Origin of the sequence: Acanthopleuribacter pedis (assembly GCF_017377855.1) — a bacterium.
Lineage (GTDB): Bacteria > Acidobacteriota > Holophagae > Acanthopleuribacterales > Acanthopleuribacteraceae > Acanthopleuribacter > Acanthopleuribacter pedis.
The window spans coordinates 389,527-401,790 of record NZ_JAFREP010000002.1; the positions used below are offsets into that span (position 1 = coordinate 389,527).

The window sequence follows — 12,264 nt, forward strand, 5'->3', positions numbered from 1 at the left end:
CCTGTTGGTTGTTTGGTCATTCGTGAATGGGGAAAAGCTGGATGCAACAGGGATCACATTTCTTGTTGAAAAAAGTGGCCTACTTCGATTTTTGCTCTGGTAAACAACAGGAATTAAACGTGTTGGTTCTTTTTATGGGGACATGGTTTTTTTCGACCAGATTCAAGACTGTCGGCGTGTATCAAACAGAACGCCTGCCCGGTGATTCATGTTTTGGGCTGGTACGCCCCTGTTGATGGTTCCTAAAGGGTGGTTTTAACGAAATATCGGTGGCCACCGGAATCCTGTGGGCCCAATGGCCCTGCATTGCTGCTTAAAGAAAACGCGCAAGGGTTCTTGGTTCAGCGGTGCAGGCTTGGAGTAAATTATTGAAAAAAATAGACTTGAATTGTGAACTTTGGTGTTTCTTTCAGGAGAGGACGTCGTTTTGCGCCTTTTCCAACGGCATTTTGGGCAGGAATTTATGGCCGGCCTCGCCTTTGCAATACCCTGGGTGGCACCTTGGCGTTCACCCGGATTGCGTCTTTTGATTGAGGCGAATAAGTGGCTGGAATGGTGAGGGTTGAGGCGCCTTTTTCATGTGTGGATTCGTCGCGCCGGGCATCGGTTGGGGATGTGGAGGGCGCGCGTCGCGGAATTTGCCGCATGGGTTTGCGGTTTTTTACGGAATTTGTTGGGACCTTCTGAGGAGCATGGCCGTGTTACTTTCATTTTCGCTTGATTACCATTTTGCAGCGCCCCGTGAACTCGGCGCCATCGACGGTGACGACCCGGTGTTGGACACTTTTTTCGCCGCGTTGCGTTGTGACTTTGGTGTCGAGGAAGTCTTTTTCCTCAAAACCTGTAACCGACGTGAGTTTTTCCTCACGGTGGCTGACGATGTCGATCATCGTGCACTGCGTACCCGGTTTCAGGAACAATTTCGGCGCGCGGACTTTTGGCCGGAGTTCCAGGTTCGTTTTGATCAGCAGTGCGTTCGCCACTTCTTTGCCGTATCCGCCTCCTTGGCCTCCATGGCCTTGGGTGAATACGAAATCACCCACCAAATCAAAAGTCAGAGCCGTCATGCCTTGTCCCTAGGTTGGATGGGACGCCGCTTGAGCAACTTGGTCGCCGCGGCTTTGCACACGGGCAAACGCGTGCGCGGCGAAACCCAAATCGGCCGCCAGGTCGTTGCGCCCCTGAGTTTGATTTACCAAAAGTTAAACCGACACCTCACCGAACACGCGGGACGACGCATCGTTTTTGTCGGCGCCGGCGATTACATTCGGCGGTTGCTGCCCCATTTTGCCGGAAACGCAAATTATCAGTTCCTTTTTGTCAACCGCTCCCACTCCGACTTGGTCGCGACCTATGGTGGTCAGGCAATGACGCTTGACGACTTTCTGGCCAAGCCGCCGCCGTTTGACGCCCTGGTGACCGCGACCGGTGCGCCCCACGTGTTGTTTGGCGAGGATTGGCTGCGGCGCGCCGCGGCGGCACGGCCCGTCGTGGTTTTTGACGCGGCCACCCCACCGGATTGTGCACCTGACGCCGTTTTACCCGATAACCTCCGACTCTGGTCCTTGGCGGCATGCGAGCCGGAGCTGCGCCGCAACCGTCGCGAACGTGCCGCCGAAATCCCCGAGGCGGAACGCATCATTGAACAAGAGGTTGGTGCTTTTTGGGATAAATGGCGCGGTCTGGCCATTTCCGATGATTTGCACGCCCTTCAAGACTATTTCCAAAAGGAAGCGCTCGCCATGATGCAAAGCTACCTCAAGAAGCAGGGACAACCCGAAAGCATGTTCCACGATCTGGCGCCCATGGTTCGGCATATCGCGCGGCGATTGGCGGTGGTCCCGGTGTTGACCTTACGGGCGGTCGCACGGGAGTTCGGGATGAATGGTGTGCGTTTGATCAAGCAGGCTGTTGCCAAGGGAAGCCCTCTGTTCCGCAAACAAGCTTAAACCCTTCCATTGGAAAAGCGCCTGAAAGAGACCGCATGACCCCGGACGGAGCCAAGCGCTGGGTGATTCCGACCGCGAAACCGCGATATGTCATGGGTTAGGGGGTTCCCACTAATTTTTTGCCTTTGACCTGGAACGAGGCAAACATCCCCTTGAGGATCGGCGCCGCGGTAGAGCCGCTCGCGGGTGCCATCTCTTGGGCAAACAAAAAGACGGTATGTTCCCCAACGCGGGTGGTGAGGAAGGACATATGAATGGTGCCCTCTGGGAAACTTTTTGAAAAGCGGATCGACTTACCTGCCACGTTGTAAAACCCGTCTTTTTCCAGGGTTTCCACCTTGGGTTGATGCTCCGGCGGGAATTGACGCAGCATTTCATTGGAAAATTTTTGGGTGATTTCGAAAACGTCGCCCGCGCCGGTTTCTTTGGAGACCATGATCTGCGTAATGATTTGTGTTTCGGGATGGGTAAAGCTGTAGTGAGCTTTCGACGTGTCGTCATTGGCCATGTTTTGGAAGCCGGCCGGCACCCTGATTTCGATCCATTCATCTTTAAACGTCCGCGCGACCGAGGTATCGACCAAGGGTTTCAAGGGATCGCTGCTGCGACGGTAGTGCACATAACCCTGTTTGTTATTTTTCATGCGAAACCAGGTCTCATCCACGGTAAATTCGCGATCCATCATGGTTTGCGTTTCCCCGCCGGCCGTGGCGGTCACTACGAAGCGGTTCTCAAGAACCGCATAGGTGAGCGACACGGGGATCCCGGAAATGATCAAGGTACCGTCCGGGTAAATGCTGAGGCGTTCTTGCTCGACCGGGGTGCCGGGCGGACGGTCGTCGTCTTTAACCAAGTCCCAGTTACCGTAAAGCGGTGCCTCGTCTGGGGCATTTTCCTGGGCGACTAGGGGAGCGAGAACCGAAAACAGCAGGATGAGAAGGTGTTTCATGGTTGGTACCTTTTTATCAGGCGCACGACCACGAAGTTTGGGGCGGCGCGATAGGGGATTCCCGGGCGCCTCAAGCGTTTTTCCCGGCGGTGTCCAGGGCCGCCTGCGTGTCGCGCGGCCGATGACGGTTGCCATCATACCAAATAGCGCATCGTCGGACGCTTAGCCCATGTGGTGCACCCTGAAAACGACTTTTGGCGGGATTAACCTGAGACAGCCGGTTCCGCCGGTTGGATCAGGTCCCACAGGTTGCCGTAGAGATCGCGGAAAACCGCCACCGTGCCGTAGGGCTGAACCACCGGCTCACGCACAAACACGATGTCGTTTCTTTTGTACCGTTCGTAATCGCGTTTGAGGTTGTCCGTGGTCAAAAAGAGAAACACCCGACCGCCGCTTTGACAGCCGATCATGCCCCGTTCGTCTCGATCCGCGGCCTTTGCCAACAGCAGGCGCGTCTCCCGTGAACCCGGTGGCGCCACCGTCACCCATCGTTTCCCTTGGTCATCTAGGGCCGTATCTTCCACCAAGGTGAATCCCAAACGATCCACATAAAAATCAATGGCCTCATCGTAATCCTGAACCAATAACCGGATGCCGCTGACGTATTGACTCATCGGTTCCCCCTCGCGCGCCGTTCACCGCGTGTTGTTTCTTTGGACGGGTTCGATTTTTACCATGGTCCGGCGAGAACTGCACCCCTTTGCTGAAGGGCGTTCAGGTACTTATGTGGTGACGTACTGGGTTACCGACGGCACCCACGAGGTACCCGGCCGACTGGAAATTTTCGTTCGGGGTGCCACGAAGAACGTGGCCCGCGACGATAGCTTCACGCTTGAGCGTGGCCGGCATGACCCTAAATGTGTTCGCCAACGATGTGTACCTCGAGCGCAACCGTTACAGCCCGCCTGAGTTCAACGCGCGTGGTTTACGCTGGAGCAACGGCGAATGGTCGTTTTTGGCCTACACGGACTTCCTGGGCGAAACCTCCTTTACCTACACCTTGCCTGGCGATCACACCGCCACCGTAACCATTTATATAGTTCGGAACCCGGCGAAAATTCATCCCGTTTGAACACCGGCCGCCTTCGGCCCTACCTCAAACGCAAGAAGGGCGACACCGCGTGATGTCGCCCTTTTTGATTGGATCGCCCGATGATCGGTCGCACGGTTTAACCGGCGGCCGGCTCCCCCTGTGGCGCGTAACCTTCCTGGTATTCCGCGCTGGGTTGGGTCATTTGGGTTACGTTGATCGCGATACCGTTGGGATCGTACAGCGCGAAATGGCGTTCGCCCCATGCTTCATCGGTCAACGGGACTTCAATGGCCACGTTTTTTTGCTGGAAAGCTTCAAATTCAGCGTTCGCGTCTTTGACCTCAAAGCAGAGAACCAAACCTTCGCCGTTGTACGCTTTTTTGAAGATGTCTTGCTGGGTTGGGTGGTCCGGCAGCATAAATGCAAGCTGCTGGGTGCCGTTGCCCATGTGGATATACCAGTCATTTTCGAAGAAGATCTGGAAGCCAAAAAGTTCCGTGTAGAAAGCCTTGGATTCTTGGAGCTTCTGCGTGGTGATGACAGGGTAAATGGTGGAGAGTTTCATGGGTCACTCCTTCAATGAATTGGATGTTCCCGTTCCTCGGCCTTCGCTGACGAGGCCGTACCCATGGCGCCATGGGTGGCTAGGAACGGGGCCCTTGAGAGGCATTGGATCGGTCTCGGTAACCGCGACACGATTTGGCCGGCACATCAACGCGTGATGGATCGACCTATCCTATCAGGCTTTAACCTCTGAAACGATGCGTGTTAGGTTGAGGAACGAAACCTTTCTGTGCCTTTGAGCTTCCACCGGTGGACACTTCTCAAGTGCTCTAGAGGCAATCTAAACGATTGAGACCACCTGGTTCTTGACATTTTTTGCGCAAATTCCGAGTAAGTTAGCTGTATTTAGGGAAGTTTAAAGACTTCGCAAAAAATGAATAGATAATGTTGGCGAAAGCATGGTGTCTTTGGTAAGTTTGCATCTGGTTTGCTTTACATCAAGTCGTAGTGTCTCGTGAGATGCCGCTTGCCCATGGGCTTCGACCGACCCGATGAACCATGTGGACCTTGACTGCCAAATCGATGTTTTTGTTCGCATCACGGTGAAATTGCGATACATTGATGTCACCGCACGCTTTCCATGGTTTGGCTTATCAACAGTCGGTTTCTTGACTTAACCGGCGCCACCCGCAACCTGTATGCACTGCTTTTTACGCGGTTGGGTTGATTTTTTTGGCGTCGCTTTTTGCGAGAGGCCACCATGGTTTTCACAGTGAACCACATCGATTGCGGCCGATAAAAGGTCCTTGTTCTCACTTGAACCACGGGGGAATCATCATGACACAAAGTGTCCTCAAGCCCATTCCTGAAATCATCTACAAATCTTTTTCCGCCGAATATTTGGATGAAACCGCCGAGCTCGTATCCCATATGTTCCTCAACCACGAGCCCATGACGATTGTCCAAAACATTCCCAAAACCATCTATACCGATTTTGTCAAAGTGCTTTTGGCGCGAACTCTGGAAGACGGATTGACCAAAATTGCTGTTAACCGGGAGGACAACCGCGTTCTCGGCGCCATGATCAATGAAGACTTAAACGATCCGCAGCCTGAGATTTTTAACGACCTACACGAAACCTTCCATCCCATTTTTGACCTTTTGGAGAGGGTGGGGGGTCCCTACTTGGAAGCCAACCCGCCGATCAAGCGCCGGTTCTTTCACATGTTCATGCTGGCGGTTGACCTGGATGTAAGCGGTCAGCGGGTCGGCGACAACTTGATTGATCACTCCGTGGCGATGGCCCGTGAGCTGGGTTTCCAGACCGCCGTGGTGGAAGCTACCGGGCCCCGTTCCCAGAAACTCTTTCAGGAATACCACGATTTCCAACCGACGCATGAAATTCGCTACAGTGACTATACCTTCGAGGGCAAAAAGGTGTTCGGCGCCGTTCCCAACGCCGAGTCCACCAAATTCATGGTTCTGCCGCTGAAGTAACCCACGGCCGCGGCTTATTCGGTCGCGGGTTCCGTTGCGACGGCGGGTTCGTCGGTTTTGAGCCGGAAGCAAGCCGCCTCTTCGGCGTTGCGGACCAATAAGAAATTGTCGGCCAAGGCCGCCGGGTTCCAGCTTTTGCCCTCAACGGCCTGGAAACGGCCCAATTCGCGGTAGGCCTCGGGGTTGGGATCCATCAAAACGACCTCGCCTTTTTCCGTGGTCACCAAGAGGTGTTTGCCCGCGCGAATCATTTGTCCGTGGCCGAAACGCCCGCGCTTCCAACGGCGTTCGCCGTCGTTGACATCCACGCAGGTCATGATGCCGTTATCCATGCTGTAAACAAAACCATCGATCACGATCATGTTGGCGAATTTGGCCTTGAGGTTGATGTTGCGCCATTGTTCCTCGACCTGCCAGGATCCGTCTTCCACCGCCGTTACGGAAATCGCGCCCGCGCCCATGCCGTACCCCGCGGAAACGATCAGGCGCGTGTCGTCTACCTGCACGGGAATCGCCACCACCGGCGCTTCCGCCGGCCAAGCGTAGGACCACAAAGTTGCGCCGTCGCTCGGGTTAAAGGCCCGCACGCTTTGCGAGGCAAAAATGACGATTTGGGTTTGGCCGCCGAGGGTCATCAGGGTGGGGGAGCTGTAGTGGGAAGGATCGCCCTGGGCTGTCCAGACGTGGGTGCCGTCCTCGCGATTGAACGCGGCCAAGGTGCCCTTTTGGGTATGGCCCATGCTCACCACGATCAGGTTGTCGACCACGAGGGGCGAGACGCTGCTGCCCCATTCGGGAGGAACCGCGGCAAACTTTTCAAACAGTTGGGTTTGCCAGATGACGCGGCCGTCGTTGCGGTCAAGTACCATGAAATCGCCCAAGGCGCCCATGGCGTAAACCCGGTTTTCGTGAATGGTCGGGGTGGCACGGGGTCCGCTGCCGCCGATGGTTGTAGCAAATTTTGCCGTGACACATTGACGCCAAACTTCTTCACCCGTGGCCAGTTGGTAGGCGATCACGCATTCTTCTTCTTCCTGTTGTTCCTGGGTGATTGCCAGGTTGCCGGCGACTGCAAAAGCCGACCATGCCGCGCCGACCGGGCGGCGCCAGACCTGCTCCGGCGGGTTTTCTTCCCAGTCGGTCTCAAGGTGGAGATCAGGTCGGTAGGCGCGGCGCGAGGGACCCATAAATTGGGCGTAATCCGTGGCGGCGGTTGCCGCATCGCCCGCGCCGAGCTGGGTATCGATGGTGCGGAAACGGGCGCGAAATTCGGGCACCAAATCCCCGGTCATATGGGTTTCAAAGGCCAGGTTGAACAGGAACATGCCGACCAAACCGGCCGCGATCACCGCAAACCGTGTCAGCCACCGCAGGCGTGAAAAAAAGACCAGCCACAGGCCGGTGAGGCCGGCGGCGATGATCAGGATGACGGCGCGAATTAACAGCGGCCGTTCGTGGAGTTGGTACCCACTGAAGGTCATGACCAGCGATGCCGTGCCGGCCAATCCCCAGATGACGAGCAACGGCCACCAGCGCGGCCCTTTGTGTTCTTGGCTCATAGTTCCTCATTGGTAACGCCCGCGGGCGTGTGTCGTTTTGCATTATTCTAATGATAGAGCAAGCGGCCGGGAATAAAGGCCGTGATGATGGGTTTATTCAACCCATCAGGAGACAAACCGAGGGTACAACGAAGACAACGGCCGCCTGGTTTATGACCGGACGACCGTTGTTGGAAAAAGAGGGTGAACCGCGGGGTTTCGGTTTAATTAGGGTGCTGGGTATCCATTTCATGGTCGGTGCGGATCTCACCGGCGCGGCTCATGGCCCCGGTTCGCTCAAGTTCCCGGCTCATTTGACCCGCGAGGTGGAGCACGTGGGGTTTCTCCAGCAACTCGCGGTGGGTACCGTTCACGTGGTACACGGTGGGTTTGTCGTTGCACAGAAAATCCCAGCCGAGGTAGCTGTTGTGGGGCGACATGAGCGGTTGTCGTCTGGTTCGGAATACTGTGATTCGGCCCCCGTACGGCTTGGGTTCATGGTTGGAAAAAGCGTTGTAGTGCTTCTCCATGAGTTTGAGGCGGTATTCCGGGAAGATCGAGGGATCTACCGCCATATGGTCCTTTAAATTAAAGATGACCGCGGGTTGGGCCGCCTCGTTTTCCGGTTGGCCCGTCTCCGGCCGCGTGGTTTTGGCTTCACGCGTTACCTTTAACTTTTGCTGGATTTTCTCAAAAAGGACCTTGGGATTGTACAAGCTGAGGTCCATGAAAAACCAAGGCAGGTTTTTTAGGAAGCGGGCCGCGAAGACGGGTTTCGATGGTGCGTTGGCTTCTTCCGTTTTGGGTGGGATCGCTGAGTCGAGAATCCCGACCATCGCGACCTCGTCACCGTGATCGCGGAGTTGTTGGGCAATTTCCAGTGCCAAGATGCCGCCGGACGAGTAACCGGCCAGATAATAAGGTCCTTGGGGTTGGATCTCACGAATCCGCTCAATGAAATCGTGGGCCGCTTCGGCTATGGTTTCGTGCGGGTCCGTCTGTTGATCTAAGCCCTGCATTTGTAGGCCGTAAATGGGGACATCGGCGGGAAGATTTTCCGCCAACTCGCGGTAGATCAAAATGTCGCCGCCTAAGGAATGGAGCAAGAAGAGCGGGATGCCCGCACCTCCGCGCATCAGGACCAAAGGGGCAAAGGCTTCCAGTTCAAGTTGGTTTTCCAAGGCGTGGGCATATTCACCCAAGGTTCGCTGTTTAAGCAACAACGCTAGGGGCACCGTGCGACCCAGTTCGGCCTCGATTTGGGACGACATGGTCATGGCGCGCAGTGAATCGCCGCCCATCGCAAAGAAGTCGTCGTCGAGGTAAATTGGCGAAACACCGAGCACCGTTTGCCAAATGGCCTGGAGTTGGGTTTCGAGCTCGGTTTCGGGTTCGCGTCCTCCCGAGTCGGAAGTCTTTCCCCATTCCGGCTCGGGCAAGTTTTTGCGGTCGACTTTCCCACTCGGTGCCTTGGGGAATACCGGCATGACCACCGCCGCCGCCGGCGTCATAAACGCGGGTAACTCTTCGCGCATGGTGGCAAGCACCCCGTCCGTGGTGAGATCCTTGCCTTCTTTTGGCACGGCATAAGCAACCAGCTGGCGGTTGCCGGTGGGCGCTTTGACGACGACCACCACGCCGTCCTGTACCTCGGGATGGCGGTGTAACGCTTTTTCCACCGCGCCCAATTCAATGCGAAATCCGCGCAACTTGACCTGGTTATCGAGCCGGTCAAGGTAGACAAAATTTCCGTCTGGGCCGAGTTTGCAACGATCACCGCTTTTGTACATGCGACCGCCACCCTGGCGGAACCGATCCGGTATAAACCGTTGCTTGGTAAGGTCGTCGCGTTTGAGGTAACCGTCGGAGACGCCGGCGCCCGCGATGTACAGCTCACCGGGAACCCCGGGCGGCGCTAAGCGACCCAGGGGATCGATGATGTAGCACCAATAATTGGGGAGCGGTTTGCCGATCGGGGGATCCTCGGATAGGGGTTCGATGGGAAGGCTTGGATCCGTGGTGAAGTAGGTCGCCATCGCGCATGTTTCGGTAGGTCCGTACGCATTAATCCATTGAATGCGTTCGCCGCCGACGCGCAGCCAGTCGTTAAATGCGGACCAAGTAGCGCGTTCACCGCCGCAAATGAAAAGCCGTACATGATCGGGAAACGTCAAGCCGCGATCCGCCATGTAGTGAACCAATTCCGTCCAAAATAGCGTGGTCAGATCAAGCACGGTGATGCGTTCCTCGTCGATCCAGCGCAGAAATGCCGAGAGCGAACCCAGGGTGGTTGCTTCCGGGAGCACGAGTGTGGCGCCCGAACCCAACGCCGAGAAAATTTCTTCCACCGAAACATCAAAGTTTATGGTGGAGACTTGTGGGATACGGTCGCCCGGTTTCATCGCGTAATCGTGGATGCAGGTCCAGATGTGGTTTACCAGCGCATGGTAGGGGAGCACCACGCCCTTGGGGCGCCCGGTTGAACCCGAGGTGAAAATAGACATCGCCCAGTTGTTCATCGTGACTGTCACGTCGGGGTTGGTTTTTGCATAGGCTTGCAACCAGTCTGGGTTTTCGTCCACGCAAACCAGCGCGGTGTCGCCGACCTCCAGGGGGCCTTTGTTGGCTGTCTGGGTGAGTACCAGCTTGGGTTCGGTGTCTTCGATCATCCACACCAAGCGTTCTTCCGGGTACTTGGGATCGAGCGGGATGTAGGCCGCGCCCGCTTTGAGGATGCCCAGGGTTGCCGCGATCATGACGGGTGATCTGGACAAGCTCAGGCCCACAAAATCACCGGGTGCAACCCCTTTCTCGATAAGGAAGTGGGCGATTTGGTTACCCCAGGCATTTAATGCTTGGTAGGTAATTACTTCATCCGTGGTACGAACGGCTTCCGTATCCGGTTGTTTCGCCACCCTGTCTTCGAACATCTGGAATAGGGTTCGGTCCTTGGGGAAATCCTCCGACCGGAAGTGCATTACTTTGGCTTCCGTGGCAGGGGTCAGCGTGGGTAATTCAGCCGTTGTGCGCTGGGCATAATCCGGCAAACTACGCAAAACGTGCGCCGTTAATTCAGCAATGTCCCTTGCCGTTTCGGGTGTGTAAACGCCCGCATTGTATTCCAGAACCAGTTTGAGATCCTTATCCTGGTAGGCACTCATCGCCAGCGCAAACTCGGTTTTTTCTAATAGCTTAAAACCGCGTTTTGCCCAGAGGCCGCCTTGTTTCTGAAGGACCTTTTCCAAAACTTGGTTTTCGAACATCAGCATGGTGCGCACAATTGGGTGCTCGATATCCATGCCGCTCCACTGCTGAATATGATTGAGCGGCACTGCCTCGAAGGGCCGTGCGTCGACTTGTTGTTGACGGAGTTGTTGCAACCAGTCGACCACCCTGGTTTCCGCGTTGATGGTAACGCGGAACGGCAAGGTGTTTATCAGCATACCCGCCATTTCTTTGAGATCGGGGACGTCTAGATAGCGACAGGCGCGCACCGTCCCGAAGACCACGTCGCTTTGACCCGTATAGGCGCTGAGTGTCTGACCCCAAGCCGCCTGAACCAAGGTGTTAAAGGTGACCTTATTGTCTGCCGCAAATGTGGCAAGACGCTGTACGTCTTCAGCCGGCAGGGTTAACACCACCTCGTGTTGCTCATGCTCGATTTGCTGCAGCATCGGAAGCGATTGGTGGGGGAATGGCAGGTTTTGATCCTCTAGTCCTGCTAATAAATCCCGCCAGTAGGGCTCCGCTTTTTCGAACGATTGGGTGCGAACCGCCTCCTCATAACCCGCGAAGGGTGGCCCTGTATGGGGTGACGGGGTCTCGCCCGCTTGCAGCGACGCGTATAGGTTGAATAATCGGCGTAAAACCAGAGGAAAGGAGCGGCCGTCCAACACGATGTGATGAAAGGTCCACAGCATGGTCCACTGTTCCTCGGCATGTTGAATCACGTTCACCCGCATCAACGGCGGGTGGGTAATGTCAAAACCTTCGCGCCGGTCTTCGGCGAGGAAGGCATCCAATTTTTCTTTTTGTTCCGCCTCGGATTGATGACGCCAGTCCAGCGTGTAAAACGGAATTTTGACTTGATCGTAAACGACTTGTTCGGGTTTCGCCGGGTTGGCGATGTCAAAACCGGTGCGTAAGGCGTCGTAACCGGTCACGGCGTGTTCCCAGGCCTGTTTCATAAGGTCGGGGTCTATGGCTTCCGGCAGATGGCAGAGCATCTGCTCCAAATTTACGCCCGCGTGGCGCGACAATCGCCACTGATACAGCATCCCGAGCTGCATCGGGGTAAGCGGAAAAGACATAAGTGATTGCATGGTACTTCCGATTGAGGTTGGTTTTGTCGACAGAATCCGTCGGGTGATTCGTTGGAAGGGCTAACTGTGGTTGGCAGACGTCGTTGCGGGCGCACGTACCTAATGAGGCATGGTGCAACCTGCAATAAATAAATGAAAATCCATGGATATGGAAAAAGATAGATCGCATTGAAAAGAAAGGACGCTTAGAAGTTCTAACCCGCATTTCTCACAAGGAATTCTGCTGCGAAGCCGAATGCCATGCGATTACGAGGGGGCGGCCTTCCGCATTACTCGGTCGAGCCGCCTTCGCCTCAGCTGCTACGCCGAAAGGTCGGACCCCTGTGCCGGCTCTCGGTCGTTATCTTCGTACTCACAAGGCTTTCAGCTTCTCGCGACGAATCCTCGTGAGAAATGCGGGCTAAGGTTCGCTAACCCGTCAGTATACCGGATCAAAATCGGCTGTTCCACCTTGAGACCCGCGTTTTAGGGT

At 55.6% G+C, this 12,264-nt stretch carries 8 protein-coding genes; 3 read left to right on the forward strand and 5 right to left on the reverse strand.

Features of this window, described 5'->3' with window-relative positions; translation table 11 throughout:
- Positions 1-698: 698 nt before the first annotated feature.
- Positions 699-1,949, forward strand: coding sequence for a glutamyl-tRNA reductase (locus tag J3U88_RS03110; protein ID WP_207856669.1), 1,251 nt, complete (start codon positions 699-701; stop codon positions 1,947-1,949).
- A gap of 97 nt (positions 1,950-2,046) precedes the next feature.
- On the opposite strand, the gene J3U88_RS03115 is transcribed toward J3U88_RS03110, so the two are convergent.
- Together J3U88_RS03115 and J3U88_RS03120 are read right to left on the reverse strand one after the other, a co-directional pair.
- A complete protein-coding gene (locus J3U88_RS03115) occupies positions 2,047-2,898 on the reverse strand; it encodes a hypothetical protein (RefSeq protein WP_207856670.1) in 852 nt (283 codons plus the stop codon).
- Between the two features lie 203 nt (positions 2,899-3,101).
- Positions 3,102-3,512 carry a VOC family protein gene (locus tag J3U88_RS03120; protein ID WP_207856671.1) on the reverse strand — a complete coding sequence of 137 codons (411 nt, stop codon included), beginning with the start codon at positions 3,510-3,512 and terminating at the stop codon, positions 3,102-3,104.
- Positions 3,513-3,745: 233 nt separating this feature from the next.
- Here J3U88_RS03120 and J3U88_RS03125 point away from each other — a divergent pair, with 233 nt between their 5' ends.
- Entirely contained in the window at positions 3,746-3,970 is a 225-nt protein-coding gene (locus J3U88_RS03125; RefSeq protein WP_207856672.1) for a hypothetical protein, read from the forward strand.
- A 97-nt stretch (positions 3,971-4,067) separates the two neighbouring features.
- On the opposite strand, the gene J3U88_RS03130 is transcribed toward J3U88_RS03125, so the two are convergent.
- Positions 4,068-4,496, reverse strand: a complete 429-nt coding sequence (locus J3U88_RS03130; protein ID WP_207856673.1) for a VOC family protein — start codon at positions 4,494-4,496, stop codon at positions 4,068-4,070.
- Between the two features lie 776 nt (positions 4,497-5,272).
- Between J3U88_RS03130 and J3U88_RS03135 the strand changes: the two genes are divergently transcribed.
- The gene (locus tag J3U88_RS03135) at positions 5,273-5,932 is read left to right on the forward strand and encodes a GNAT family N-acetyltransferase (RefSeq protein WP_207856674.1); all 660 of its coding nucleotides are present in this window, start codon (positions 5,273-5,275) and stop codon (positions 5,930-5,932) included.
- Between the two features lie 14 nt (positions 5,933-5,946).
- Here the strand turns inward: J3U88_RS03135 and J3U88_RS03140 are convergent, their stop codons facing one another.
- Both J3U88_RS03140 and J3U88_RS03145 read right to left on the reverse strand, forming a co-directional pair.
- The gene (locus J3U88_RS03140) at positions 5,947-7,491 is read right to left on the reverse strand and encodes a PQQ-binding-like beta-propeller repeat protein (RefSeq protein WP_207856675.1); all 1,545 of its coding nucleotides are present in this window, start codon (positions 7,489-7,491) and stop codon (positions 5,947-5,949) included.
- Between the two features lie 203 nt (positions 7,492-7,694).
- Positions 7,695-11,792, reverse strand: a complete 4,098-nt coding sequence (locus J3U88_RS03145) for a non-ribosomal peptide synthetase (RefSeq protein ID WP_207856676.1) — start codon at positions 11,790-11,792, stop codon at positions 7,695-7,697.
- Positions 11,793-12,264: the final 472 nt, after the last annotated feature.

Excerpts from the sequence above, each read along its gene's own strand:
- J3U88_RS03125 (WP_207856672.1), top strand. The coding sequence starts at position 3,746 with ATGACCCTAAATGTGTTCGCCAACGATGTGTACCTCGAGCGCAACCGT.
- J3U88_RS03145 (WP_207856676.1), bottom strand. The coding sequence starts at position 11,792 with ATGCAATCACTTATGTCTTTTCCGCTTACCCCGATGCAGCTCGGGATG.
- J3U88_RS03130 (WP_207856673.1), bottom strand. The coding sequence starts at position 4,496 with ATGAAACTCTCCACCATTTACCCTGTCATCACCACGCAGAAGCTCCAA.
- J3U88_RS03120 (WP_207856671.1), bottom strand. The coding sequence starts at position 3,512 with ATGAGTCAATACGTCAGCGGCATCCGGTTATTGGTTCAGGATTACGAT.
- J3U88_RS03135 (WP_207856674.1), top strand. The coding sequence starts at position 5,273 with ATGACACAAAGTGTCCTCAAGCCCATTCCTGAAATCATCTACAAATCT.
- J3U88_RS03115 (WP_207856670.1), bottom strand. The coding sequence starts at position 2,898 with ATGAAACACCTTCTCATCCTGCTGTTTTCGGTTCTCGCTCCCCTAGTC.
- J3U88_RS03140 (WP_207856675.1), bottom strand. The coding sequence starts at position 7,491 with ATGAGCCAAGAACACAAAGGGCCGCGCTGGTGGCCGTTGCTCGTCATC.